The sequence below is a fragment of the Pseudomonas sp. H26/SER47-MNA-CIBAN-0231 genome (genome assembly GCF_040310465.1).
In the GTDB taxonomy this organism is placed as follows: domain Bacteria; phylum Pseudomonadota; class Gammaproteobacteria; order Pseudomonadales; family Pseudomonadaceae; genus Aquipseudomonas; species Aquipseudomonas atacamensis.
In genome coordinates, this window is sequence record NZ_JBEOPW010000014.1 from 41,857 (window position 1) to 68,013 (window position 26,157).

18 protein-coding genes are annotated in these 26,157 nt (G+C 60.2%); 5 read left to right on the forward strand and 13 right to left on the reverse strand.

Annotation, left to right across the window (positions count from 1 at the left end):
- The first annotated feature begins 71 nt into the window (after positions 1 to 71).
- The 3 genes from AAEZ10_RS19755 to AAEZ10_RS19765 are packed head-to-tail and all read left to right on the forward strand — an operon-like array spanning position 72 to position 4,830.
- Positions 72 to 1,478 (forward strand): TolC family outer membrane protein, encoded by a 1,407-nt coding sequence (locus AAEZ10_RS19755; protein WP_502947701.1) that lies wholly within the window; start codon positions 72 to 74, stop codon positions 1,476 to 1,478.
- Positions 1,475 to 3,637 (forward strand): type I secretion system permease/ATPase, encoded by a 2,163-nt coding sequence (locus AAEZ10_RS19760; RefSeq protein WP_122708074.1) that lies wholly within the window; start codon positions 1,475 to 1,477, stop codon positions 3,635 to 3,637. Before AAEZ10_RS19755 ends, AAEZ10_RS19760 begins: the two co-directional genes overlap by 4 nt.
- Before the next feature lie 5 nt (positions 3,638 to 3,642).
- The gene (locus AAEZ10_RS19765; protein WP_370593533.1) at positions 3,643 to 4,830 is read left to right on the forward strand and encodes an HlyD family type I secretion periplasmic adaptor subunit; all 1,188 of its coding nucleotides are present in this window, start codon (positions 3,643 to 3,645) and stop codon (positions 4,828 to 4,830) included.
- Here AAEZ10_RS19765 and AAEZ10_RS19770 read toward each other — a convergent pair whose 3' ends face one another.
- Complete coding sequence (locus tag AAEZ10_RS19770; protein WP_125916053.1) at positions 4,831 to 5,427, reverse strand: trypsin-like peptidase domain-containing protein; 597 nt, start codon at positions 5,425 to 5,427, stop codon at positions 4,831 to 4,833.
- Positions 5,428 to 5,665: 238 nt separating this feature from the next.
- The gene (locus AAEZ10_RS19775) at positions 5,666 to 7,555 is read right to left on the reverse strand and encodes a sigma-54-dependent Fis family transcriptional regulator (RefSeq protein WP_350570604.1); all 1,890 of its coding nucleotides are present in this window, start codon (positions 7,553 to 7,555) and stop codon (positions 5,666 to 5,668) included.
- A 246-nt stretch (positions 7,556 to 7,801) separates the two neighbouring features.
- Between AAEZ10_RS19775 and AAEZ10_RS19780 the strand changes: the two genes are divergently transcribed.
- Both AAEZ10_RS19780 and AAEZ10_RS19785 read left to right on the forward strand, forming a co-directional pair.
- The gene (locus AAEZ10_RS19780; protein ID WP_350570606.1) at positions 7,802 to 9,607 is read left to right on the forward strand and encodes an NAD(P)-binding domain-containing protein; all 1,806 of its coding nucleotides are present in this window, start codon (positions 7,802 to 7,804) and stop codon (positions 9,605 to 9,607) included.
- Positions 9,608 to 9,739: 132 nt separating this feature from the next.
- Entirely contained in the window at positions 9,740 to 10,744 is a 1,005-nt protein-coding gene (locus AAEZ10_RS19785) for an NAD(P)-dependent oxidoreductase (protein WP_243242925.1), read from the forward strand.
- A 20-nt stretch (positions 10,745 to 10,764) separates the two neighbouring features.
- Here AAEZ10_RS19785 and AAEZ10_RS19790 read toward each other — a convergent pair whose 3' ends face one another.
- The 11 genes from AAEZ10_RS19790 to AAEZ10_RS19840 all read right to left on the reverse strand — a co-directional run bounded on the left by AAEZ10_RS19790 (position 10,765) and on the right by AAEZ10_RS19840 (position 26,143).
- A complete protein-coding gene (locus AAEZ10_RS19790; RefSeq protein WP_243242924.1) occupies positions 10,765 to 11,874 on the reverse strand; it encodes an NAD(P)/FAD-dependent oxidoreductase in 1,110 nt (369 codons plus the stop codon).
- Entirely contained in the window at positions 11,871 to 12,974 is a 1,104-nt protein-coding gene (locus AAEZ10_RS19795) for a DegT/DnrJ/EryC1/StrS family aminotransferase (protein WP_350570609.1), read from the reverse strand. Before AAEZ10_RS19795 ends, AAEZ10_RS19790 begins: the two co-directional genes overlap by 4 nt.
- Positions 12,958 to 14,199: an MFS transporter gene (locus AAEZ10_RS19800; RefSeq protein ID WP_350570611.1), complete on the reverse strand. Its 1,242-nt coding sequence runs from the start codon at positions 14,197 to 14,199 to the stop codon at positions 12,958 to 12,960. Before AAEZ10_RS19800 ends, AAEZ10_RS19795 begins: the two co-directional genes overlap by 17 nt.
- Entirely contained in the window at positions 14,196 to 16,460 is a 2,265-nt protein-coding gene (locus AAEZ10_RS19805; RefSeq protein ID WP_350570613.1) for a glycosyl hydrolase family 65 domain-containing protein, read from the reverse strand. The genes AAEZ10_RS19800 and AAEZ10_RS19805 overlap by 4 nt, the downstream gene beginning before the upstream one ends.
- Positions 16,454 to 18,166, reverse strand: a complete 1,713-nt coding sequence (locus tag AAEZ10_RS19810; protein ID WP_350570614.1) for an NAD-dependent epimerase/dehydratase family protein — start codon at positions 18,164 to 18,166, stop codon at positions 16,454 to 16,456. Before AAEZ10_RS19810 ends, AAEZ10_RS19805 begins: the two co-directional genes overlap by 7 nt.
- A 13-nt stretch (positions 18,167 to 18,179) precedes the next feature.
- Positions 18,180 to 18,662 carry an adenylyltransferase/cytidyltransferase family protein gene (locus AAEZ10_RS19815; protein ID WP_039758830.1) on the reverse strand — a complete coding sequence of 161 codons (483 nt, stop codon included), beginning with the start codon at positions 18,660 to 18,662 and terminating at the stop codon, positions 18,180 to 18,182.
- Between the two features lie 6 nt (positions 18,663 to 18,668).
- A complete protein-coding gene (locus AAEZ10_RS19820; RefSeq protein ID WP_039758832.1) occupies positions 18,669 to 19,172 on the reverse strand; it encodes a GNAT family N-acetyltransferase in 504 nt (167 codons plus the stop codon).
- Entirely contained in the window at positions 19,162 to 20,475 is a 1,314-nt protein-coding gene (locus AAEZ10_RS19825; RefSeq protein WP_350570617.1) for an aspartate aminotransferase family protein, read from the reverse strand. The genes AAEZ10_RS19820 and AAEZ10_RS19825 overlap by 11 nt, the downstream gene beginning before the upstream one ends.
- Before the next feature lie 521 nt (positions 20,476 to 20,996).
- Entirely contained in the window at positions 20,997 to 24,086 is a 3,090-nt protein-coding gene (locus AAEZ10_RS19830; RefSeq protein WP_350570619.1) for an efflux RND transporter permease subunit, read from the reverse strand.
- A complete protein-coding gene (locus AAEZ10_RS19835) occupies positions 24,083 to 25,192 on the reverse strand; it encodes an efflux RND transporter periplasmic adaptor subunit (protein ID WP_110645719.1) in 1,110 nt (369 codons plus the stop codon). The genes AAEZ10_RS19830 and AAEZ10_RS19835 overlap by 4 nt, the downstream gene beginning before the upstream one ends.
- A gap of 324 nt (positions 25,193 to 25,516) precedes the next feature.
- Positions 25,517 to 26,143 (reverse strand): TetR/AcrR family transcriptional regulator, encoded by a 627-nt coding sequence (locus tag AAEZ10_RS19840; RefSeq protein WP_122507016.1) that lies wholly within the window; start codon positions 26,141 to 26,143, stop codon positions 25,517 to 25,519.
- Positions 26,144 to 26,157 lie beyond the last annotated feature (14 nt).

Sequence of the window (26,157 nt, forward strand, 5' to 3'; positions counted from 1 at the left end):
CAAGACATCGAACGTTGGTCTCTCAACAGTAAGGGAAGTCTGTGGAGTCAGTTTTTCGCCAGAAATGGCCGGTGGTCCTGTTGACCATCGGCCTATACCCCGCTTTCACCGTGGGCGTTCGCGCCGACGACAATCTCGACAGCAGCTTGCGCAGCATCAGCCCGTCGCAACTGCAACAACCGGCAGGCAATGAAAGCCGTCAGCGCCCTGCCCCTGCTCTGAAAGCGTCCGCCGATGCGGACGCGTTGGGGCTGGAACAAGCGGTCAGACTCGCCGTGGACTGGCACCCACGCATCGGCGAAGCCATCGGCACCCTGTTCCAGCAAGGCGAAGGGGTCAACGTCGCCGAATCCGGCTATTACCCGCAGGTCACCGGCGGCATCAAGGGTGGCTACACCAGCGGTTACGGCAGCGATGCCGGCAGCCAGTCGGTGAACATTTCCCTCAAGCAGATGCTGTATGACTTCGGCAAGGTTTCCAGTTCGGTCGACGCCGCCCGCGCCCGGGTGGCGCGCAGTCAGGCCGGAATTCTGCTGGCGATCGACGACATCGCCCGCGACACCGCCAGGGCCTACATCGAGGTGCAGCGTTATCAGCGTCTGCTCGAGGTTGCGCGCGAACAGATTCAGGGCATCGGCGGCATCGTTGATCTGGCCAAACAGCGCAGCGACATGGGCGCCAGCACCCGCTCCGATATGGTTCAGGCGCAGTCCCGGGCCGAAGGCGCGACGGCGACGTTGCAGGAATTCAAGGCGCAGTACGCACGCTGGCAAGCGACCCTGACCAGTCTGCTCGGACGGCGCACGCCGCCGGCGGTCAGCGACGCCGCCGCGCCTACGCTAACCCAGGCCTGCGACGCCTCGCAGATCTCCGACACCCTGCCCGCCGTCCTCCAGGCCGCCGCGCAACGCACTCAGGCCCAGGCCGAACTAGCCCAGGCCAAAGCCGAGGCCTACCCGACCCTGTCGCTGCAACCGTCGGTCAACCAATACCTGGACGACCACTACGACGATCAGAACTCGCGCGCCGATCGCACTCAGGTGGGGATCTTCCTCAACCTCGAAGTGCCGATCTATCAGGGCGGCGCCATCAGTGCGCGCAGCCGCGCCGCCGGGCATGCGCTGACCGCAGCGGATTCGGCCGAAGACTTCGCCCGCCTGCAAGCGCGCCAGGGCCTGGCTGAAGCCCAAGCGCAAACCTCCGGCCTGAACCGGCGGCTGCGCTCGCTGGAATTTCGCCAGACCAGCATCACCGAGGCGCGCATGTTGTATGGCCGCCAGTACCTGGAACTGGGCACGCGGCCGCTGCTCGACCTGCTCAACGCCGAGCAGGAAATCCATCAGTCGCGCTTCGATCTGGTCAACACCCAGGCTGATCTGCAACGCCTGCAGATCGACTGCTTCTACAACAGCGGTGCGATTCGCCGGGTCTTCGGCATCGACCACAGCGCCATCCAGAATGTCGAGATCCTGCCATGACCGATGCCAGCATCACTGTTCCCGAACCCGCTGCTGCCGAAGCTCGCGAGGATTATTCACCGTGGCTGGAAGCGGTGTTGAAGGTCGCCCGCCACTACCGACTCGACGTCTCGCCGGAAAGCGTGCGTCTGGCCTCGGTGCACAGCGAAGGCCGCGTCGAAGAAGTGGTTCGGCACATGGCGCGTCAGGCCGGTTTGAGCGTGAAATTCGCGGTGTTCGACAACAAGAGCCTGAGTCGCTGGCGCACGCCGCTGGTGGTGCAACTGCGTGATGGTCAGGTCGGCGTGCTCGAAAGCATCGGCGAAACCGGCGAGCTGGGCATCTGCTTCAGTGGCGATCAAGGTTTGCAGAGTCGCATGGAGGCTGGCGCGCTCGCCGAGCAGGCCCTGCGCACGGTGATTCTGCGTCCGACGCAACCAGTGGCGGACGTGCGCACCAACGATTACATCAAGCCCTACGACGAGCACTGGTTCCGGCGCATCGTCCTCACCGATCTGCGGCCCTACAGCCAAGTGATGATCGCCTCACTGGTCGCGAACCTGCTGGGCATGGCCGGGGTACTGTTTTCCATGCAGGTGTACGACCGGGTGATTCCGGCCGAGTCGCTGCCGACCCTGTACGTGTTGTTCGGCGGGGTGATGCTGGCGCTGCTGTTCGATTTCGTCATGCGCATTCTGCGTCTGCGCATCACCGATGTGCTGGGCAAACGCGCCGACTTGCGCGTCTCCGATCTGGTCTTCGGCCACGCCTTGCGTCTGCGCAATTCCGCGCGGCCGAAGTCCACCGGTTCGTTCATTTCGCAGTTGCGCGAGCTGGAACAGATCCGCGACCTGATTACCTCCAGCACTGCCACGGCACTGGCGGACATGCCGTTTTTCCTGCTGTTCCTGCTGGTGTTCTATTTGATCGGCGGGCCACTGGTGCTGATTCCACTGGTGGCGCTGGTGTTCATGTTGCTGCCCGGGATCATCGCGCAACCGCGTCTGGCGCGACTGGCCAATGCATCAATGCGTGAGGCGGCGTTGCGCAACGCCATGCTGGTGGAGAGTATTCAGGGCCTCGACGACATCAAGGCATTGCAGGCCGAGCAGCGTTTCCAGCAACAGTGGAACCAGTACAACGCCGCCTCGGCGGACAGCAGCCTGCGCCTGCGCACCTTGACCAACAGCCTGGTGGCGTGGACGCAAAACGTGCAAGGCGGAGTGTTCGCGGTGGTCATCGTGTTCGGCGCGCCGATGGTGATTGCCGGCGACCTGACCACCGGCAGTCTGGTCGCGGCGTCGATTCTGTCGTCGCGGATGATGGGGCCGATGGCGCAACTGACCCACGTGCTCACCCGATGGCAGCAGGCCAAGGTCGCGCTCGAAGGCTTGAACCGGATCATGCAGATGCCGGTGGATCATCCCGAAGGCAGTCAGCGCGTGCACCTGCCGGCGATTCGTGGCGACTACCGCCTGCGTCAGGCCAGTTTTCGCTACAGCGAGGAAGCGACCCCGGCGCTCAACAACATCGATTTGAGCATTCGCCCCGGCGAGCGCATCGCACTGCTCGGCCGCAACGGCGCCGGCAAGTCGACGTTGCTGCAAGCACTGGGCGGCGCGATGGATCTGAGCAGCGGTGAGACCACCCTGGACGGCATTGCCCTTGCGCATCTGGATCCGGCCGATCTGCGCCGCGATGTGGGCTTGTTGTCGCAACAGGCGCGACTGTTTCACGGCACCTTGCGCGACAACATCACCCTCGGCGCCGGGCAGGCCAGCGATCAGGAAATCATCGCCGCGCTGACTGTCACTGGCGCGCTGGATTTCGTTCGGCAGCTGCCCAAAGGCATGGATCATCTGGTACTTGAGGGCGGGCTGGGTTTGTCTGGAGGTCAGCGTCAAAGCCTGTTGCTGTCACGCTTGTTGATCCGCCAGCCACAAGTGCTGTTGCTCGACGAACCGACGGCCGCGCTCGATGACGTCACCGAGCGTTTGCTGCTGGAAAAACTCGCGACCTGGACCCAGGGCCGAACGCTGGTGGTCGCTACGCACCGGGTCAGTGTGTTGCAACTGGTCGAGCGGATCATCGTTCTCGACAACGGACGTATCGTCATCGACGACCACCGCGACGCGGCACTCGCGCGGTTGCGCGCACCGGGCAAAGGAGTGGCGGTATGAAGCCGATGATGACCGACGTGCCGGACCCGATGTCCTACCTCGACGGCCGCGATGAGCGCGCTCTTGCCGGCGGCGCAAAGGTGATCTGGGGTTGCGCGCTGATGCTCGCCTGCTTCATTGCCTGGGCCGCGTGGTTCGAGATCGTCGAAGTCTCGACCGGCACCGGCAAAGTGGTGCCCAGCTCGCGCGAGCAGGTGATTCAGTCGATGGAGGGCGGCATTCTTGAGCAGCTCAATGTCAGCGAAGGTGCTTTGGTCGAGCGCGGGCAGATCCTCGCGCAACTGGACCCGGTGAAGAACCAGTCCAACGTCGGCGAAAGCGCGGCCAAGTACCGCGCGGCGCTGGCCAGCGTCAACCGCTTGCAGGCCGAAGTCAGCGAAAAGCCGCTGACCTTCGACGCATCGCTGCAGGAATTTCCCGATCTGATCCGCGCCGAAACCGAGCTTTACCAGACCCGGCGCAAAGGTCTGGCAGAAACCCTCGACGGTATTCAAAGCTCGCTGAAACTGGTGCGCAGCGAACTGGCGATCACTGAAAACCTGGCGAAGATCGGCGCCTCGAGCCGGGTTGAAGTGCTGCGCCTGACCCGTCAGCGCTCGGAGCTGGAATTGAAGGCCACCGAAGCCCGCTCCGATTACATGGTCCGCGCCCGCGAAGACCTGGCCAAGGCCAACGCCGAGGCGCAAATGCTCGAAGCGGTGATCCGTGGGCGCACCGATTCACTGTCGCGCCTGACCCTGCGCTCGCCGGTGCGCGGCATCGTCAAGGACATCGAGGTCAGCACGATTGGCGGCGTCATTGCGCCCAACGGCCAGGTCATGCAGATCGTGCCGCTCGACGAACAACTGCTGATCGAGACGCGCATCTCGCCGCGCGACATCGCCTTCATTCACCCAGGCCAGGCGGCGAAAGTGAAAATCACCGCCTATGACTATTCGATCTACGGCAGCCTCGACGGCGAGGTGGTGACGATCTCGCCGGACACCATCCAGGACGAAGCCAAGCCGGAGATCTTCTACTACCGCGTGTTCATCCGCACCGCTTCGGATGAACTGCGCAACAAGGCTGGCAAACGCTTCGCCATCGTGCCCGGGATGATCGCCACGGTGGACATCCGTACCGGCGAAAAAACCGTGCTCGACTACCTGATCAAACCACTCAACCGCGCCCGCGAAGCGTTGCGCGAACGCTGATCAGCGACTGGCCAGTTTGGTCGCTGGTGGCGTCGTTGGAGTGATGCTGGCCTGATAGCGCGACCACTCGCGATTGATCTCCGCGTACGGCAAAAAGATGCTTACGCGCGGTTGATCGAGCAAGTCCTTGCGCTTGAGGCGGCTGACGTCGTCACGGGTGAGGAACGCCACGTTGATGCCAACCACTTTGCCATCGGCGGAAAACACCGGCCCGCCGGACATGCCTTTGGCCAGCGCGCCATTATGGGTGCCGTAAAGCACGTTGCCCTCTTTGACGTCGAGGCGAACCATCGCCGGCAACGCCTGGCCGGTGCCCTTGACCGACATGTACAGCGAATTGAAGCCCACCGAAGTCAGCTCCTCGCCCGGCTTGTAGCCGCGCCACGCCGGCACGCTATTGGCCTTGTGACGGAAGAACTGCACATCTGCCTGCCCCTGGAAAACCGTGCCCGACAAGTAAGGAATGTGCTTTACCGTCACGGCGAAGTCTTCATTCCATTGCACAGCCGAACCCATCAGCAGGTAAGGCAAAGGCGCGCCGGAGTGGACGACAAAGGCTTGGTCTAAAACAGGATCCTGAACAAAAGCGACTGGCATTCCATTGCACCCGCTGAGCAGCAACGACGCTGCAACAAGTGACTTGAGGGGGCGCATTTTCGGTACATCTTGAGGTGAGGAAAGGTGCTGCAATATGTCATTGCGCCATCACTTTTAGCAATAGGCTCAGCCTACCGCTTGTCGGCGTGCGATATAGTGAGCTAATGGTTGGATCCAAGCAATTTCCCGGCAATGCACGCAATCAACAGCGAATGAACGCAAATGATCGCGATTGTCTTCAACCAGGTCGAGTGATCCCATGCTGACGAAGCTTGCGGTACAGGGTATTGCGGCTAATCCCCAGACGACGGGCAACTCGCGCGACATGCCAGTGTTCAGCTTCAATCAAGCTCAGCAGAGTTTGCCGTTCGGATACGCCCAGTGGATCGTCAACAGGTTGGTCGTCACTTGCGGGCAGTAACTCATGCACGTCCTCCAGCGTGACCCGGCCTTCCACTGCCAACGCCACCAACGTCCGCAAACAGGTGCGCAGTTGCCGGACGTTGCCCGGCCAGGGCTGCGCCAGCAAGCGCTCTCGAACTCCCGCTTGCAGCCGCACAGTGGCGCCCGCCGCTTCTTCGCGCAGCAGCAGGTCGAGCAGACGGCCCTTGTCGGAACGCTCGCGCAGCGGCGGCAGTTCCACGGCGAAACCGCCAATGCGATAGAACAGGTCCTCGCGCAGGCGTCCGTCGGCCACGCAGGCTGACAGATTCTGGTGGCTGGCGCTGATCAGGCGTACATCAAGCGGTCGCGGCGTTGCGCTGCCCAGCGGCACGACCTGGCGCTCTTCGAGCACCCGCAGCAGACGGGTCTGCAGCGCGAGGGGCATGTCGCCGATTTCGTCGAGAAACAGAATGCCGCCATGGGCCTGCTCAAGCTTGCCGACCATGCCGTCCTTGCGCGCGCCGGTGAAGCTGCCGCCGCGATAGCCGAACAGCTCGCTTTCAATCAGCGTCTCGGGGATCGCCGCGCAGTTGATCGCGACAAACGGCTGGCCGGCGCGCGAGCTGGCGCGATGCAGCGCTGCCGCAAAGGCCTCCTTGCCGGTGCCGGTTTCACCCTGCAGAAACACCGGCACGTCACGCTCCAGTACACGCAACGCGCGAGCGAATCCGCGTTGCAGGCGCGGGTCTTCCAGGCACACGCGCTCATCCTTGATTGGCGGGACAGGCGCAAGGGTCAACGGCGCGGAGCGGATCGGTTCGCGCAACTGGCCGTAGAACAAGCGCCCGTCGGCCAGGCGCATCGGCCAGCAGACGTGCGCCTGAGCACTGGCCTGATCGAGCAACTGCTCCATCGGCGTTTCCAGCAACATGGTCAACGACTGCCCGACCATCTGCTCGCGGCTCAGGCCCAACAGATCCAGCGCCGCCGCATTCACCGAACAGATCCGCGCACTCTCGTCGAAGCTGAGCAGGCCTTCACCCAGCAGCCCGACAAACCCGGCGTCGGGATGAAACCGCAGCAAATAGCGCTGCGGATCGTGGCCGAGGAAAAAACAGCTCTCGATCAACCTGGCCGACAGATTGGTCAGGGCCATGGCCTTGAAGCGTTGCTCAAGGCTGCTTTCCTCGCGCACGGAGGACAGGTTGAGCACCGCGAGCAACCCACCGCTGGCGTCGAATATCGGGCTGGCCGAACAGGTCAGGCCGACGTGCTGGCCACGGAAATGCTCGTCGCGGCGAATGGTCACGTGCTGGCGCTCGACCAGGCAGGTGCCGACGCCGTTGGTGCCCTCGTGCTCCTCGCTCCAGACCGAGCCGAGCCACAGCCCGGAGCGCTGGAACTCGCCGCGTTCGGCTTCGTTGAACACGCTGTCGATCGCCACGCCGCGCGCATCGGTGAGCAGCACGACATGGCCGTCACGTCCCAGTTGCTGGTGCAGGCTGTTCATCTGCCAGTGCGCAACGGAAATGATGTGTTCCAGCGGCGCACGGTGTTCGCGCAAACGCGCCTGTTCGAGCACATCCGGCGCGCGGCGGCTGGCCGGATCGAGCTGGTATTGATCCAGGCAACGCCGCCACGAACGGGTGATCGCCAGGTCTGCCGCCGCGCTGTGGCTGGCAACAGAGCCCTGCACGGCTTGCAGTACCTGGCGCGCGTGGGCGTTGATCGAGGCCGGTTTCATTGTTGTTGTTCTCCGCTTCGGTGAAGACACGGGTGTGTCCGCAGCTTAGATGAAAAGCTCGTTGCGGGGGAATTTCGCGCCGAGTGACACAGTGTCATCCGCGATTCTCGAATTTGTGACATGTCGCCTGTGCCAAGCCTTGTCGGCCTTTGCATCAAACGCTCTGGCCCGCGCCTTTCAAGGAGATGGCCCAAGCCTTGCTCTGATGCCATGGCTTACCAAAACAACAAGATCGGGAGTGGCCCCATGAACATCGCTATTGAAACCCCTTTGCAATCGCCAACAGCGCAACTCGCCGCTTGGGTCGAACGCCTCGGCGGACGTCTGGCGCAACGAGATGTGGACGGCACGCTGGAGCTGTTTGCCGAAGAATGCCACTGGCGTGACTTGCTGCTGTTCAGCTGGAACCTCGTCACCCTGGAAGGCAAACCGGCGATTCGCGACATGCTCGAAACACGCCTTGAGCAGACCCGGCCCGAACGCTGGCAACTCGAAGGTGAAGCCACGCTTAGCGATGGCGTGCTTGAAGGCTGGATGAGCCTGGAAACCGACTCGGCGCGCGGCAAAGGCTATGTGCGCCTGAAAGAAGGTTTGTGCTGGACGCTGCTGACCACCATGCGCGAACTCAAAGGCTTCGAAGAACCCAGCGGCCGCCGCCGGCCTATGGGCGCGAGCCACGGCCATGCCCACGCTGACAAGCGCAACTGGCTGGAGCGCCGCCGCGATGAAGAAGCGGCGCTGGGCATCACCACGCAACCGTACTGCCTGATCGTCGGCGGCGGTCAGGGCGGGCTCGGCCTCGGCGCAAGGCTCAAACGCATGGGCGTACCGACGCTGATCATCGACAAAGCCGAACGCCCCGGCGATCAATGGCGCGGCCGCTACAAGTCGCTGTGCCTGCACGACCCGGTCTGGTACGACCACATGCCCTACCTGCCCTTCCCCGACCACTGGCCGGTGTTCACCCCGAAAGACCAGATCGGCGACTGGCTGGAGATGTACACCAAGGTCATGGAACTCAACTACTGGCCCCGCACTGAGTGCCTCGGCGCTACGTTTGACGAAGAGACTGGCCGCTGGACCGTGGAGGTCCTGCGCAACGGCGAGCCCGTCACCCTGCAACCGACGCAACTGATCCTCGCCACCGGCATGTCTGGCGTACCGAATGTGCCGGTGTATCCAGGCGCCGAAAACTTCCAGGGCCAGCAACATCACTCCAGCCGTCACCCCGGCGGCGATGCGTGGAAAGGCAAGCGCGCAGTGGTCATCGGCGCGAACAATTCAGCCCACGACATCTGCGCCGATCTGGTGGAAAACGGCACCGAGGTGACCATGGTGCAACGTTCGAGCACGCACATCGTGCGTTCAGACAGCCTGATGGAACTGGTTTTCGGCGGGCTTTATTCCGAAGAGGCGCTCGAGTCGGGTCTGACCACGGATAAGGCCGACCTGCTGTTCGCCTCGATTCCGTACAAGGTCATGCCACAGTTTCATCGACCGATCTTTGACGCGATCAAGGAGCGCGACAAGGACTTCTATGAACGCCTGAGCCGGGCGGGTTTCATGCTCGATTTCGGCGACGATGAATCGGGTTTGTTCATGAAATACGTACGCCGTGGCTCGGGTTACTACATCGACGTCGGCGCCTCGGAACTGATCGCCAACGGCACGATCAAGCTCAGGAGCGCGCCGGGCCTCGGTGTCGAACGCATCGAAGCGGATGCGGTGGTGCTCACCGATGGCAGCCGCTTGCCGGCCGATCTCATCGTTTATGCGACAGGTTATGGCTCGATGAACGGCTGGGCCGCGAAGCTGATTTCTCAGCAAGTCGCCGACAAGGTCGGACGCTGCTGGGGCCTGGGTTCCGGCACCACCAACGACCCCGGCCCGTATGAAGGTGAACTGCGCAACATGTGGAAGCCGACCCAGCAGCAGAACCTCTGGTTCCACGGCGGCAACCTGCATCAGTCACGGCACTATTCGCTGTATCTGGCGTTGCAGTTGAAGGCCCGTTTCGAAGGCCTCGACACCGATGTCTATCGCCTTGCATAGCGGCATCATCTGGGCTGATTCCTCAAGTGGTCGTTCGTCGGTGCGCAGGCCAAGCGCACCGGCGAACTGGAAAGTGCGTGCTAGGGTGTGTAGCCCAAGCACGTTTCAATCCAGGAAAAATGAGGAGGATTCATGCCACTTCATCCCATTCTGTTCATGGGCGGCTCCGGCGCCATCGGCCACCAGACGGCTCGCGCATTGCGCGCAGCGCATCCCGACGTCCCCTTGCTGATCGGCGGACGCGACCTCGCCAAGGCTGAGCAAACCGCCGAGCAAATCGGCAATGCCCAGGGTGTGGTCATCGATGCTCGCGCAGATGATCTGGGGCTGGGTGATCGCCCGGTCAGCGCCATCGCCCTGTTCTACATGGACCACGCCCTCGCCGGACTGCGCTTTGCGCAAAAGCGCAAGGTTCCGCACTTGAGCATCTCTTCCGGCGTGTTCGAAATCGCCCCGCAAATCGCCAGTTTCATCCACTCGCCCGACGCGTCTCCCATTGTCCTCGGCTACGAATGGATGGTCGGCGCGACCACGGTAGCGACGCTGCACATCGCCAAAGCCTTCGCCCGCGTGCACGACATACGCATCCACGCACTGGTCGACGAACAGGACGGCGGCGGCCCGACCGTAGCCGTCGATTTCGAGCACCTGAACAAAATGCTGCCCGCCGCACTGACCCGCCGCGACGGCAAATTCATCTGGCGCGAAGGCGACGACGCCAAGGTCAGCTTCCGCGCCGTCGACGGCACAATCATGCAGGGCGCCGGCTTTTCCTCGATCGACGTCACCGGCCTGGCCGCCGCCACCGACGCCCCGAACGTCGAGTTCAACCTCGCCAGCGGCGTCAGCTCGACCCGGCGTCAGGGTCAGCCGATGTCGACGGAAATACTCATTGAACTCGAAGGCACGGATCTCGATGGCCAGCCATTGCGCACCCGCCACGCCGTAGTTCACCGCGCAGGTGCAGCGGCGTTGACCGGGCTCAGCGTGGCCATGTTGCTGGAGCGGCTGGTTGGGCTGGATGGGCAGCCGCCTGCCCCGCCCGGGCTTTATTTTCCGTACCAGCTGCTGGACGCACAGGTGTTTTTGCAGCGGCTGGAAAAAGACGAAGGCGAGCTGATCGAATTGGACGTGTGACCCCTCTGGACAAAGGCTGGTCAATTTTGCCCGAGCGCCTGTACGACACGCTCCGCGATGGCGAGACAGCTCGTCAATCCTGGAGATTCGATGCCGAACAGATTAACCAGCCCCGGCACTCCATGCGCCGATGGGCCACTGATGACAAAGTCCGCCGCCGGTTCGTGTACGGCGTTGATTTTCGGGCGGATGCCGCTATAGGCCGGTTCCAGGCTGCCATCGGGCAGACCGGGCCAATAGCGGCGAATCGCCTGATAGAAACCTTCGGCCCGCTGAGGATCCACACGGTAATCAACCTGATCGATCCACTCGACATCCGGTCCGAAACGCGCCTGCCCCCCCAGGTCAAGCGTCATGTGCACGCCGAGACCCGCAGCTTCGGGCGCGGGATAGATCAGATGGCGAAAAGGTATCCGACCGCTGAAGCTGAAGTAGCTGCCTTTGCACAACCTGGCCAACGGCACATGTCGCGAAGACAGACCAACGATGTGGCCCGCAAGCCGGGGCGCAGACAAGCCCGCACAGTTGATCAGTTCGCCACAGCTGACGTTCATGGGTTGCGCACCGCCGATCTGCAACTCAAAACCCTGCGGGCGACGACAGGCCGATTCGAACGGCGTGTTAAAGGCAAACGAGGTGCCCGCCGCCTCGGCGTCTGCCTGCAAGGCAAGCATCAAGGCATGGGAGTCGACAATTGCGGTAGAGGGCGACCAGAGTGCCGCGATACATGACAACTCAGGCTCCAGTTCCAGCGTCTGCCGGGCGCTGAGCAGTTGCAGGTCGTTGACGCCGTTGCGCCGTCCCTGCTGCCATAAGCGCTGCAATGTCCCGCACTGCGCGTCATCGGTTGCGACGACAAGCTTGCCCAGAGGTTGGCACGCTACTGCGTGCGCTTCACAAAAGGCATACAGACGATGCCTGCCGTCGACGCACACTTGCGCCTTCAAGCTGCCAGTGGGGTAGTAGATGCCAGCGTGAATGACTTCTGAATTGCGCGAGCTGATGCCCGTTCCAATGCGTTCACCCGCCTCTACCACAACCACTTCACGGCCGCTCAAGGCCAGGGCCCGGGCGACAGCCAGCCCGAGCACTCCGGCGCCAATCACAACACATTCGATATCGACGCTCACCGTCTCACCGCGCGTTCAAATTGCTTGATCAGCGTGACGACCTTTTCTACATCGCCATCCGACAAATGATGGTGGCAAGGAAGTGTGATCATTTGCCGGGACAGGCGTTCGGTTGTGGGCAACGCAATGCGCGGCTGACTGCTCAACCATGCCTTCTGCCAATGAATGGGCAACGGATAATGAATGGCCGCTTGCACATCATGCTCTGCCAGATAAGCCTGCAGCTCGTCACGGTGCGTGGATTGCACGACATAGTGATAGTAGGCATTTCCCGGTTTGCCGCCCCCCAGGTCAGCGCCCGTGCGGGTTGTAGAGAGGACGTCATCATAGAACGCGGCAATTTCCACGCGTCGCTTCAGCCACTGATCCAGATACTTCGCTTTGATGTTGAGTGCTGCTGCCTGCAACGAGTCGAGTCTGGAGTTGATGCCGAACCGGATCGATTCGTTACGGTTTTCCAGGCCGTGATTGCGTGCAATCCGCGCGTACTCGGCAATTCTCGGATCGCGAGTCACCAGCATCCCACCGTCACCCAGACCACCGAGCGTCTTCAAGGGATGCATGGAAAACGCTGACGCATCAGCGCAAGTGCCGACTTGCCGGCCATCGATCGTAGTGCCGATCGCCTGAGCGCAATCCTCGATCACGGCAACCCCGCGCGAGCGGCACAGGTCGATGATGGGGTCGATATCCAGAGGGCGTCCGCGCAGATAGACAGGAATCACGGCTTTGGTCCGATCATTCACAAGTGGCGCAATCGTCTCGACGCTCAGGAGTTCATCGTCACCCACATCTGCCAGGATCGGCCGGGCGCCAACAGCAACAATGGCTCCGACAGTGGCAACAAAGGTATTGGCGCAGGTGATCACCTCGTCACCGGGGCCGATATCGAGCGCGCGCAATGCCAGAAACAGCGCATCCGTGCCTGAATTGAGGGCAACGGCGTGCGCGCCGCCACAACGATCCGACATCCATGACTCGAACGCCAGAACCTGATCGCCGAGAATGAACTCGCCCGATTGCAACAGCTCCCGCCAGCGTTCAAAGATCTCGCCACAGAGATCCTGGGCCTGTTCCTGTACGTTATTGCACTTGATCATTACGCGCACTCCCTGGCATGAACATGATGGACGTCAGGACGATCAGCAGAGTGCCAACCGCGCTGATGACGGCAGTCAACGCAAGCGTCTGCGAGTAGCCGATCATCCCGCCGACTACGCCGCTGCCCAGATAAATGAACGGGTGCACACCACTGGTGACAAAGGTATCCACCGCCACGACTTTGCCCAGATCCTTTTCGGGCGACAGTGTCTGCATGGCGGTTGCCCAGCCGGTGAGCCAGGACGCTTCGACGATACCGACGAACGTCGCCCCCAGAACCGCCATCCATGCCGCCGTCCCCAGCCCGAGTAACGCCATCGCTCCGGCCAGGAACAACCCGCATACCACAGCAAGGCCCACCAGGCGTTCGTGCCCCGAGGCCAGCACGGTGACAACCGATCCGAGACAAGCGCCGAACCCTGATGCTGCCAGGCAATATCCCCACATTTCTTCGCTGAAACGAAGACTGATCGCGTAGGGTGCAACGACCAGAAAAATCGGGAAACACAGCACGTTCACCACCAGCGTCGCCGCAAACCCCAGCAGCAGGGTGGCGTTGTGGATGACCACGGTGATGCCCTTGAACGCCTCGCGCAGGGAGAACTCTTCTTCGGATTCATGACGGCCGACATTCGGTAACTGAGCGGTGTAAATCGCCGCGCCGAAGAAGGTCAAGCCATCGATCAGTATCCCCCAGACCGGATCCCACAAGATGATGAACACGCCCAACGTCGCCGGAAACAGAATGGCGACCAGGTTATCGATGAAGTTCATCGCGCCGTTGCCCGCGACCAGCGCCTTTTTCGGTAACAGGCTGACCAGCAGCACCTGAGCGCAGGGCCGAGAAACGCCGATGCCGATGCCGAAGATCAGATAGGCCAGCACCAGCCAGCCCCAAGGCGCACCGGTCAGAAGCAGTGCGACGGCCGCAAGCTGCGCCATGCCTCGGGCCGTATCGGTGTAGATGAGCACCTGTCGAGGCGACTTGCGATCCGCCAGCATGCCGCCGGCCAGAGCACCGACGACGGTTCCGATTCCGACTGCGGCCATGATGAAGCCAAACACATCACCACCAAAACCGTCCCGTATCAGCGCTATCGGCAGCGCCGCCAGACAGATGGCGTCGCCGGCCATCGACAGGCCCTGGCCGATCAGCAACTTGCGAAAAGGCAAGACTCGCAGCGCATCGTTATAGGGGGATAAGCGTTCTTTGATAGAAATCATCGGTGCCCCTCCTTGAGGCATATATATCCATCCTGGCCATGTTCTGTTGGCAACTGCCGGCCGCCCTCGCGGATTTCCAGCTCATCGTCCCCGATTACGGAAATGCGCAGACGCCGGCCCCGAAACTCAAGGGTGAAGTGGTAGGCATTCCAATCGGCGGGCAACCTCGGGCGGAAGGCCAGTTGGTCCGCAACAAGATCAAGTCCTGCCAGCCCTTCCACCAAGCCCTGCCAGGCTCCGGCATAGGCGGAAAGATGCAGGCCATTGCTGTAGTCGTCGAGCGGAGTGAAATCCAGGTTGTAGCGGCTGGCCCGAGCAATGAAATCGGCACTGATCGACGTCTTGCCCAAGTGCGCGGCGACAACCGCGTGCGGGCCGTAGCTCAATGACGATTCATGCACCGTACGCGGTTCATAATATTGGAACGCTGCGCGTTTCACGTCCGTTGAAAAATCTTCTGGAAACATCGACATCAACAACACGATGTCGGCCTGTTTGACCACCTGCGACGCGAAATTCTGCAGGTTCTCTGCGCTCTCCCGTTCGGCCTCGTCCGCAAACTGCGGTCCGCGCTTTTTGTCGGAACGCAGCTGCGTGTCAGGTAAGGCGGCATAACCCTCAAACTCTTCAGGAATGACCACCCCACCCACAGTGATCCAGGGCAGAAAGACGTTATCGGCTATCGACTGCCAGCGCCTGGACTGGCCCTCGGGCAATCCCGGAAACCCCGGCCGGTCGCACAGGGAAAGCGCTGACCGGAGACACCAGCGCAGCATGTAATTGGTAAAAAAGCTGTTGTCCACATGATAGTGGTATTCGTCCGGCCCCATGACCGATTCAACGACATACGCCTGACGACTCTCGGACCACTTGAACACGGACGCGGCGAAACGGGCGCACTCGAGCAGCATTTCAAAGCCGCGAGAGATCATGAACGCATCGTCACCGGTGACCTTCCAGTATTTGTTCACGGCATAGCAAACGTCTGCCGAAATGTGGAGCACCTCATGGACACTCCACTCTCGTCGAATGTCCTGTTCGGGATACGCCAGCACATAATGGGGACCATTTTCCCGCCCTCGATCATTGGCTGCTTCCGGAAAACGCGCTCCCTCATAGCCACTGGCCCGAGCAAACTCCCGCGCTTGTTCCAGACAGTGGTAGCGATAGTCAATCAACGCCCTGGCGACGCCGGGTTCATTCCAGATCCAGAACATGCACTTGTGCAGTTCGGTATCGAAGAACGTCGCTCCGGAGTGATATGTGCTGGTCAGGCCGCGCGCCGGCGAGAGCGTTCCCCGCTCGGGGGGCACGACTCCCGCGCCGTGCTGCAGCAATTGAAACGTCGCGTATTTGATGCCCAGATCGATACCTCTCTGCGCGGTTTGAACAGTGACGTCATGCTCGCCCCAGATCCTGCTCCATCGGTCAAGATGGCTGCTCTGGATATGGCTCACATCGAAGTCGCCAGAAAGCGCGTCGGGCATACTGTGCTCGCCATCGATTGCAACCCGCCAATGCGTGGCGATGCGATGCTGCAACACCGAGTCGAAATCCATGGTGACGGAAGCAATACAACCCTGTAGGCCGTGTCGCCAGCAAACAACGGAACTCGCCGCTGAACCGGACTGTTCGACACGTACGTGGTAGCGCAGCCGATACTCTGCGGCATCGACATCCACAGTGAAGGCCGTTCGATCGACGACACTTTGCCCAAAACGGTAATGTCGGGCGGTCAGCCAGTCACTGGTGCCCAGGTATTCATTCTCGGCACTGCCATCCACGCCGTAATCCAGTCGCAATCGGTGCGCACCGGTCGGCTCGCCCAGTCGAGTCAGACTGATGCGGGTCGACACGGCGCTGTCATCAGGGGCATCAATGAACTGATCAATCGTCAGCTCATAACGGACGCCCCGCAGTTGGAACAGCTCGCGGCTGCTGACTGTCGCCTGATCCATCGCCAACACCACCGCCGGTCCATCGCCTGATGGCTCGAGAGGTTCGCCCGTGTCCACATCGTAGAGGCGCAGGACTGCCGGCGCTGGCAAAGAAATGATCTCCCGCGAAACGCCGACCCCGGGTGCATAGACCCCCGCGCAGAGCAGTTGCGTGCGCCGTGTGCGCGGCGAGGCACTGGGCACATGCGGGCGCACGCCGATCAAGGGATTGGCCAGCATTGCCACGCAGGCTGCGAAGGACGATGTCCGCGGCTCGATACCGACGATATCCTCGCACTCCTCTCCATAAGCGATGGTCAGCACGACGTGTCCCCCGACGGCTGGAACGACCAGTCTTTGTGCAGCATGTTGCGCACATTGTGATAGCGGGTGTCGGATAACACATCGTCACTGTCGTTGAAGTTCCCGGATTGCCATTGCTCGCAGATTTCCACGATGGCATCCCTGATCGAATAGATGAACTCGAAACCCAGTGTCTCCTGCACCCGTCGCGAATCCAGACGGTAAGACCGAACATCATCGCTGCGGGTAGTGGTGATCGGCACGTTGACGAGGAAGTAACGATCGACAACCTGTTTTACCTGATCGGCTATCTCGGTCACCGTGTGGTTTTCGTAGCCGACGTTGATTGCGGTTCCGCAGACTTCGTCCAGCGATTCGCGCTCCACGAGCATCGTATACAGCCGGGTCAGATCGCCGATATGCACATTGGGGCGGTATTGACTGCCGCCGAACACGGTAATTTCACCGCGCGCCAGCGCACTGGCGGTAAGGATATTGACGGTCAGATCCAGGCGCTGGCGGGGCGACCAGCCGCACACGGTAGCGGCTCGAACCGCGACGGTTTCAAAGGATGCATCAGTGAGCCCGAACAGTATTTTTTCGCCGTCAGCCTTGAAGCGGTTGTAGTCGGTGATGGGCACGCAGGGTTGGCGCTCATCGACAAACGGTTCTGTATTGACGCCATAGACACTGGCTGAGGAAGCATAGATAAAGCGCCGGCAGCCAAGGCGCTTTGCACTGCTCATGAGATGCGGCAGACAATCGATATTGATGGACTGGCCGAGTTCGGGTGCCGAATTGAAACTGGGATCATTGGCCACTGCAGCAAGATGGACAACGGTGTGCATCCCCCGAAGCGACTGCTCGACGAGCAGCGGATCGCGAATATCGCCCTTTATGAATTCCAGTGCCGGATGGTTCATCACGCCCTCCAGGCCGTTGCCGAAATAAAGCGCATCCAGTACCCGGACCCGGTAACCGGCAGCCAGCAGTTTTGGTACCAGACGCGAGCCAATGTAGCCCGCACCGCCTGTAACGAGAACAGCGGATTGATTATTCATGGTCCTTCCTTGGGATGGGTTTGCCAGGGGGTATTCATCAAGCGATGACAGTATTGATGCCTGTGGATGAGCAGCCTTGGGCTCAAGATCATGCCGGCGGATCTGCCAGGCATGGAGCCCCAGGCCACAGGCCAGATCCGTTGCATAGGGACTGTCGTCAATCAGCTCGACATCCTGCGGATCGCGGCTTCCGACCAGTTGTTGAATCAGCGCTTCGCGGCTCTGACCGGGCGCCTGTCGGGTAATCGATAATCTGGATTCTTGCCGCAGACTGGAGCGCTCGATAGCCGCCTCGAACAACTGCGGCGCATTCAGAGACGCCGTATAAAACATCACTGGCTGTGCGGCTTGTGCAATGCGTTCCAGCAAGCGCTTTGCATCCTCGAACAGCTCAGTGCCTTGGGAGAGCTGAAGAAATTCCCTTTGTTTGTACTCCGCCAGTTCGTCTGCGCTGAGCGAGCCGCTCCTTTGAGCGCCGATGTCATCGGTGATCAGCGCCAGCAATCGTGAAGCGCCTTCCATGCGAGGACGTCCGGCAATGTGGTCAATGTATTCGCGCTGAGTCAGTTGTTTGCCGGCAAGTCTGTGAGCGGCGTTGCTCCACGCTTGAAAATGCGGCGTGTCGATCATTGTTCCGTCGAGGTCAATCAGCAAAAGTTTCGACATGATTGCTTACCTGTCATCTGTGCGTGGACATGACGAGCCGGGCGATTCTGGACGTCGAGTCGAATATCTTGTCGTCCGTCAAGATCATTCGCCCCCCTGCGCTTTCAACCAGTGCGCGCTCCGCCTGAAGTCTCACGTCTGACCCGTCACTGTAATCCGCACCCTTGAAATAGAGGTTGGGACGTAGCGTCTTGATCATCAATTCAGCAGTGGGTGTGTGATTTACGATGACATGATCGCAATAGCGAATAGAGGCAAGAAACTCTGCGCGTTTTTGATCGGGGAATACCGGCCGGTCCGCTCCTTTATTGACATATGGGTCGGCGGTAACTGACACGAACAATCGATCCACCATTGTTCTGGCACGTTGCAAATGATAAAGGTGCCCAGGATGTACGATGTCGAAACAGCCGTGACAAAGACCGATAGTCAAACCTTTTTCGCGGCAATAAACCGCCTCATCCTGCAATGCAGTGATGTCACTTAAAACGCCCATGATTATTCATTCCTTTGAGATAAGAGATTTAGCCATGATGTTCAGGTGTTCAAGTTCTCCCCAGTAATCGGGAAGCTGCCCGACGATTTGAAAACCATTGCGTAAATGAAAACGGTAGGCTGCACGTTCTTTGTCAATATTTCCTATATCCAGACATAACCATGTCTTTTCATTTGCCAGAGCATACTTTTCAATTTCGTCATATAACAACGAAGCCACCCCGTATCGACGGTATTGGCTATCAACAATCAACCAGTCTGCCCACAGGACATACTTCGAGGGGATCGGACCTGCGGCGCAGCCCATCGTCCCGATCACCCGTCCGTCTACTGTGGCGACAAATCGCCCCCCCTCAAATTGAGGATTGGCAAGTTCATTGGCAAATTGCTGACCCGCAGACTCGGTAAGATCTTCGCCAGAGGCAATCTGGGCGACCAACCCCAGAACAGCTTCCATGTCAGCCTTTGCAAATCGCCGCAGGCGAATCTTCGTAACAGGTTCATTTGGCATGGTACTGAACCCTCTTGAGTGCCGAATCAAGCCGCTCACAGGCGTCCGCCAACATTTCAGCCGTATGCGATGCACTCAGGGTGACAGGCTCTGGGCAATAACTGAGGGGCATCAAAAAGCCATACAAGTTGTACTCACGGGATAGCAGGGCGAACAACTTCTGGGCAAAGTCGATCGGGTAGAAATGCTCTATCTCCCTCATGGTTCGAGGACGTTCGGAGGTTCCGATGTGGACGCCGATTCGACCGCCGTACCCATCGATATGACAGGGTATGTGGTGTTTATCGAAAACGTCCCTAAGCCCGGCCTTCAAGCGCGATTCCAGCGCGGCGATGTGGCGGTGCACCGCTCCATCCTGCAAATGCTCGATGGCGGCAAGCGCGGCGGACACGGACAGGTATCGCCCCGTATTGGTCCCGCTGACCTGAACAGGACCGCGTGGTGCGATTACGTCCATGTATTCGGCTTTACCGGCAATACCCGCGATCGGCATGCCGCAGCCGAACGCCTTGCCGAAGGCGGCGATGTCGGGTACGACACCGAAGTCCTTTTGCGCACCACCAATGTTTGCGCGGAAACCGGTGAGCACTTCGTCGAAGATCAGCAGCGCACCCTTACGACTGGTCAGCGCACGCACATTTTGCAGAAAACCTTCATCCGGTCTGATGCATCCGATATTCAATGCAACAGGTTCCAGGATCACCCCTGCCACATCGTCCTTGTATTTTTCAAAAGCATTTTCCAGCGCTTCCAGATCATTCCATGAAACCGAAACCGTCAAGTTGCCGAATTCGTCAGGAATTCCCACAGTGCCCGATAAACGTTCCAGTTCTCTTCCCGCCAATAACGCGCCAGAGCGCGGTGAAGAATCCACGTTCCAGGTCAAAGAATCATTCAGCCCATGAAAATGCCCTTCGAACTTGATGATGATGCGTCGACCGGTAACGGCACGGGCGATACGCGTCGCATACATGGTCGCTTCCAGTCCGGAGTTGACCAGCCGCAACTTTTCGGCGCAGGGGAGGACCGCACAGAACCGCTCACTCAACAGACGATGTTCATCGGTCTCATACTGCTGAAGAAAGCCCCGCTCCAGTGCCTTGAGAATGGAGTTTTTGATGACCGGACTATCGTGCCCCAACAGGCAGGATCCCCAGCCCATAATATAATCATCGCGCCATTCGCCCGATGACAGCTGAACGCGCGCGCCGGCGGTATTCTGCACATTTATCGGCCCGACTACCGACAAGTGATTCCATCCCGATAGAACATTGCCAACACGTGTTTCCTTTAAACAATCCATGACGACTGACTCTCCCTTTAAAAAGTTTAGAGCGAACAAAGTCCAATACCCAGGCAAATGAAATTCGCCATGGCATTCGAACAAGATTCGATCGTGCGATACGCAATAACGTAGAAAGCAGCGCAGCAAGTTGGAGAAAAAACTAGCCCCGCCATCTACGTCGCGTCAATTTAAAAAATAAATGGCCGCCTAACAGCTTGTTTGCCAATGAAAACTGTTTTTCTTAAGAGAAAGTCGCGCAAAACATCAGGCGCATTATTTCAAACAGATATAAATGAATTTTCGCACTTATATTTCAGCAAGTTAGCCACAGCAAAACGCATTCTTTCAATGACGGGAAAATCTGATCCGCAAAATTCGCAAACAACTGTGATGCTTATTAATCACATCCTGTATAAGCGGCGGACCTGGTTAATGACGAGGGTCAACTCGCACACTTGAAAATCTCCAATAGCCAAGAGAGAGAGTTAGTCGCGGATAGCAAAAGGCCCGTCATTGACGGGCCTCTTTCAAACCTGACCTTATACCGAACGCGAGGGTTGAACCTGCCCCCTGTTCTCAGGCCGAATCCTGAACCAGATCGCATACATCGCCGGCAGAAACACCAGCGTGATGATGGTGCCAACAAACGTGCCGCCGATCAGCGTGTACGCCAGCGTGCCCCAGAACACCGAGTGGGTCAGCGGAATGAACGCGAGAATTGCCGCCAGCGCGGTCAACAACACTGGCCGCGCCCTTTGCACTGTCGCTTCAACCACGGCGTGGAACGGCGCCAGCCCTTCCTGCTCGTTGTGATGGATCTGCCCGATCAGAATCAGCGTGTTGCGCATCAGAATCCCCGACAGCGCAATCAACCCGACCAGCGCATTGATGCCGAATGGCTGGTTGAAGATCAGCAGCGTCGGCACCACGCCGATCAGGCCTAACGGCGAGGTAAGGAAGACCATGATCATCGCTGAGATCGAGCGTACCTGGACGATGATGATGAGCAGCGTCATGGCGATCATGATCGGCAGCAACGGCAGGATCGCTTTGCCGGCCTTGCCGGATTCTTCGATGGCGCCCGCCTGTTCAATCCGGTAGCCGGAAGGCAGTTTTTCGACGATCGGCTGCAACTGCTGGATGATTGCGCCGGAAACGTCCGGTGGCTGCAAACCTTCGGCGATGTCGCCACGGACGGTGATGGTCGGCGTGCGATCGCGGCGGCGCAGGATCGGGTCTTCCATGCGCACTTCGACCTGGCCGATCTGCGACAGCGGGATGCGCTGCCCCGCTGCGCCGACCAGGGTGAAGCCTTCGATCTGCGCCGGGTCCAGGCGGATATTGCCCGCCGCACGGCCGACGACCTGCACGGGACGGATGTCTTCGCGCACCGCCGTGATCGGCACGCCGCTGAGCAGAAACTGCAACTGCTGGGCGACTGCGCTGGACGTCAGCCCCACTGCCTGCAAGCGGTCCTGATCCAGGTTGAAATGCAACGTCGGCGTCAGCGGCCCCCAGTCAGTGTTGACGGTTCTCATCATCGGGCTGATCTGCATCACCGCCCTGACCTGCTCGGCGATGTCGCGCAATTTCGCCGGAACAGGCCCCATCACCCGGTAGGCCACCGGGAATGGCGAATATGGACCGAAGACAATTTGCGTCGCCCGAACCCGCGCCTCTGGAGCAAGCCCTGCGGCGACCGCTTCGCGCAAACGCAACTTGAGGGTTTCGCGAGCGTCCTGGTTGTCGGTCAGCACGACGATTTTGGCGAACGACGGATCCGGCAACTCCGGCGCCATTGCCAGGAAAAACCGTGGTGCACCCTGACCGATATAGGCGGTGACGATTTTGGCTTCATCCTGCTTGTGCAGCCAGGCTTCGACTTTGGCCGCCGCGGCGCTGGTCTGCTCGATGGACGTGCCGTAGGGCATCTGCACTTCAATCATCACTTCGGGGCGGTCAGAGGTCGGAAAGAACTGCTTCTTCACCAGCCCCATGCCTGGAATCGCAACGGCAAACAGCGCGACCACCGCACCGGCCACCAGCCATTTGCGCGTGATCACCCACGCCAGAACGCGCCGGAAACGGTTGTAGCGCGGCGTGTCGTAGATTGCCGCGTGCCCGCCTTCGACTTTCTTGATGTCCGGCAACAGCTTCACGCCCAGGTACGGCGTAAAAGCCACGGCGACGACCCACGAAGCAATGAGCGCGATGCCGACAATCCAGAACATGTTGCTGGTGTATTCGCCCGCCGTTGATTGCGCGAATCCGTTGGGCAAAAAGCCAATCGCCGTCACCAGCGTACCGGCCAGCATTGGCGCTGCCGTATGACTCCAGGCATAAGCGGAGGCCTTGATGCGGTCGTAGCCCTCTTCCATCTTCACCACCATCATTTCGATGGCGATGATCGCGTCATCGACCAGCAAGCCGAGCGCCAGAATCAGCGAGCCGAGAGTGATCCGGTCAAAGTTCTTGCCGGTGGCCGCCATCACCACAAACACGATCGCCAAGGTCAACGGCACCGCCGCTGCCACAACGACGCCGACACGCCAGCCCATGCTGAGAAAACACACCAGCATGACCACCAGCAGCGCGACAAAGAACTTGACCATGAACTCGCCGACGGCCGAGTCGATATTCACTGCCTGATCGGTGACTTTCGACAGCGTCATGCCCAAGGGCATTTCTTCGTTGATCCTGACTGTCTCGGCATCCAGCGCCTTGCCCAGGTCGAGACCGTTCCAGCCCTCGCGCATGATCACGCCGAGCAATAACGCTTCTTCGCCGTTGTTGCGCACCAGGAAGGTCGCCGGGTCTTCGTAGCCGCGCTCGACCGTGGCCACGTCAGACAGCTTGAGTGTTCGGCCTTGGGCGACAACAGGCGTGTCACGGATTTTCTGCAGCGTGTCGAACGCGCCATCGACGCGCAGAAAAACCTCCGGCCCTTTGGTTTCGACCGATCCGGCGGGTGTCAGCACGTTTTGATTGTTCAGCGCGGCGAAGATGTCCTGCGGCGACAAGCCCAGCGTCGCCAGCCGATCATGGGAAAACGAAACGAATATCCGCTCGGCCTGCTCGCCGATGATGTTGACCTTTTTCACCCCCGGCACGTGCAACAGGCGCTGGCGTAAAGTTTCCGCGTCGCGCACCAACAAGCGCTGCGGCTCGCCCCTGGCTTTCAAGGCGAACAGCGCGAAGGTCACGTCGGAGAACTCGTCGTTGACCATCGGCCCGATGACACCCGCCGGCAGCCTGATCGCTTCATCATCGAGCTTCTTGCGTGCCTGATAAAACTCTTCCTGCACTTGTGACGGCGGTGTGCTGTCGAGCAACGAGACCATGGTGAATGCCAGTCCCGGTCGCGTGTAGGTTTCCGAGCGGTCGTACCACTTCAGTTCCTGCAAGCGTTTTTCGAGGGGTTCGGCAACCTGATCCTGCATCTCCTGCGCGGTCGCCCCCGGCCACGCCGTGATCACCGTCAGCTGCTTGACCGTGAACGGCGGATCTTCCGCCCGGCCCAATTTGAAGAACGACAGGACGCCGGCCACGGCGATCAGAAAAATCAGAAACACCGTGATCGCACGCTGGCGCACGGCGATGGCGGAAAGGTTGAACCGGCCCTCGCTCATGGACGACTCCCGGCAATCTGGCCGTCGTCGCGGGCAAGCAAGCGCACTTCTTCGCCATCACGCAGCAGATGCGCGCCCAGCGCGACAATCGGTTCACCGACGTTGAGCTGGCCAGCGACACGGGCCGAGTCATCGCTCAAGCCCAGCACCTCGACCGGGCGCCAGGCCACTGTCGCCGGTGTGCCGGCGATGACCCACACGCCGGGGCCTTTGCCCGGGTCGTAGATCGCGGCGACGGGCACCTTAAGCGCCTGTTTTGGTGCAGAACCTTGGGCGATATCAAGGGTGACTGTCGAACCGATCGGCGCATTGGCCAACCTGCCTTCAAGCACATAGCGCGCCTCAAAAGTACGAGTTGTGCTGTCGGCCGAATCGGAAAGCAGACGCAGTTTTGCGCTCACGGCAGCCGACGTATCGCCATACAGTTTTGCCTGAGCGGTTGAGCCCGGCGCGGGGCGCAAGGTCTCGGGCAGATGGACGATGGCCTCCCGCTGACCGGCCCGCGCCAGCCGCACCACCGGTTGTCCCGGGCTGACGACTTGCCCCGGTTCGGCGAGAGTTTCCACCACCACGCCATCAGCGTCCGCCAGCAAAACCGCGTAACCCGAGGCGTTGCGCGCTACGTCCGCTTGCGCCACAGCGGCATTGAGCTGCGCCCTGGCGGTGTCAGCGGCGGCTTTGAACTGATCGTAGGCCGATGCCGAAATAGCGCCGGCGGCGACGAGTTTGCGATTGCGCGCTTCGTCACCGGCAGTCTGTATGGCTCGGGCGCGAGCGGCGCTCACCGCTTCTTGCTGGGCTCGCGCCTGCAGGCCGAGGTCGATCGGGTCGAGGCGCATCAGTGGCTGGCCGCGCTTGACCGTCTGACCGGTATCAACCAGACGCTCGAGCAGCTTGCCCGAAACGCGAAAGCCCAGATCGCCCTGGGTGCGCGCAGCGACGACGCCGGTGAATGATCGAGATCCATTTTCTGCCGGTTGCACCGTTGCCGATCTGACAATCGGCGCCAAGGTACGTGGATCTTTTGCGCTGGAGGAATCCCCGCACGCCGTCAGGGCCAAGGGCAACAAACATACCGCGAGGGGGAAAGGTCGGAGCCGGCGCATGGAATTCCTTTACTGAAAATAGGATGATCATCATATTCTCAGTCTTGTGACCGATATCGTCAACAGTCACACGGTCACCGGCCCGATGTTCAGCGCTGAATCAGAAGCGATAGCTGACAGAAGTACCGAGCCCGCTGGCGCTGTTCTTGTATTTCGCGCTGTACGAACCCCGGTACCCAGCACTGAAATAACCAAACTGCGGCGGCCATGTTTCCCTAGTGACCATACCAGTCAAGAGTCACCATCAGGACAGCGGAAATGTCGTTGCGTCAGGAACAGGATGGGGTTGGGGCGACTGATCCGAGTATTCGGATCAGCAGAGGGTCAAGGCATCAAGCTGCGCAAGATGAGGTTCGAAGTCAGCGTGGGCGCCACTTCGATAAAGTCGAGGTTGTGTTGCAGCATCAGTGGATTGACGAAGGGCCGCAGCGCCAAGTGGATCGACTCGACCGTCTCGTCCAGCGGCGTCCTGCGCTCGAACTCACCGGCCTCGCGCCCTTCGCGGACAATGTCGGTGATAAAGCGCTTGATCTGCGCATCGTAACGCTGCGCACTTGGCCAGTTCTCACCCGCTGCAAACGCGGCAATGTCGTAGAGTTTGCGATCGTTGAAGAACAGATTCACACCCGTGGCGATCACGGTTTTTACCAGTCGGCGGAAACGCTCGGTGGGCGTTAGTTCTTCCTCGTTTATCGCCTCCTCGACCGCCGCAACGATCTGCCCTAGACAATTCGCGCAGATGGCTTCGCCAATCGCCTGTTTGGAATCGAAGAATTTGTAGATGTACGCCTTGGAGAAACCGATGGCCTTGGCCAGATCGGACACCGTGGTCTTGGCGTAGCCGTACTGGCTGAAATGCTCGTTGGCCGCCGCGACAATCTGATCACGAATGTCGTGATCAACGGGACCACGCGGGCCGGGGAAGGATGGGGAAACTGAGGACTGATTCATGTCGGCAGCTTACT

What these genes read in the sequence shown, in the direction of transcription:
- AAEZ10_RS19760 (WP_122708074.1), top strand. Translation starts at nt 1,475, where the DNA reads ATGACCGATGCCAGCATCACTGTTCCCGAACCCGCTGCTGCCGAAGCT.
- AAEZ10_RS19765 (WP_370593533.1), top strand. Translation starts at nt 3,643, where the DNA reads ATGATGACCGACGTGCCGGACCCGATGTCCTACCTCGACGGCCGCGAT.
- AAEZ10_RS19770 (WP_125916053.1), bottom strand. Translation starts at nt 5,427, where the DNA reads ATGCCAGTCGCTTTTGTTCAGGATCCTGTTTTAGACCAAGCCTTTGTC.
- AAEZ10_RS19775 (WP_350570604.1), bottom strand. Translation starts at nt 7,555, where the DNA reads ATGAAACCGGCCTCGATCAACGCCCACGCGCGCCAGGTACTGCAAGCC.
- AAEZ10_RS19780 (WP_350570606.1), top strand. Translation starts at nt 7,802, where the DNA reads ATGAACATCGCTATTGAAACCCCTTTGCAATCGCCAACAGCGCAACTC.
- AAEZ10_RS19785 (WP_243242925.1), top strand. Translation starts at nt 9,740, where the DNA reads ATGCCACTTCATCCCATTCTGTTCATGGGCGGCTCCGGCGCCATCGGC.
- AAEZ10_RS19795 (WP_350570609.1), bottom strand. Translation starts at nt 12,974, where the DNA reads ATGATCAAGTGCAATAACGTACAGGAACAGGCCCAGGATCTCTGTGGC.
- AAEZ10_RS19800 (WP_350570611.1), bottom strand. Translation starts at nt 14,199, where the DNA reads ATGATTTCTATCAAAGAACGCTTATCCCCCTATAACGATGCGCTGCGA.
- AAEZ10_RS19810 (WP_350570614.1), bottom strand. Translation starts at nt 18,166, where the DNA reads ATGTCGAAACTTTTGCTGATTGACCTCGACGGAACAATGATCGACACG.
- AAEZ10_RS19815 (WP_039758830.1), bottom strand. Translation starts at nt 18,662, where the DNA reads ATGGGCGTTTTAAGTGACATCACTGCATTGCAGGATGAGGCGGTTTAT.
- AAEZ10_RS19820 (WP_039758832.1), bottom strand. Translation starts at nt 19,172, where the DNA reads ATGCCAAATGAACCTGTTACGAAGATTCGCCTGCGGCGATTTGCAAAG.
- AAEZ10_RS19825 (WP_350570617.1), bottom strand. Translation starts at nt 20,475, where the DNA reads ATGGATTGTTTAAAGGAAACACGTGTTGGCAATGTTCTATCGGGATGG.
- AAEZ10_RS19830 (WP_350570619.1), bottom strand. Translation starts at nt 24,086, where the DNA reads ATGAGCGAGGGCCGGTTCAACCTTTCCGCCATCGCCGTGCGCCAGCGT.
- AAEZ10_RS19835 (WP_110645719.1), bottom strand. Translation starts at nt 25,192, where the DNA reads ATGCGCCGGCTCCGACCTTTCCCCCTCGCGGTATGTTTGTTGCCCTTG.
- AAEZ10_RS19840 (WP_122507016.1), bottom strand. Translation starts at nt 26,143, where the DNA reads ATGAATCAGTCCTCAGTTTCCCCATCCTTCCCCGGCCCGCGTGGTCCC.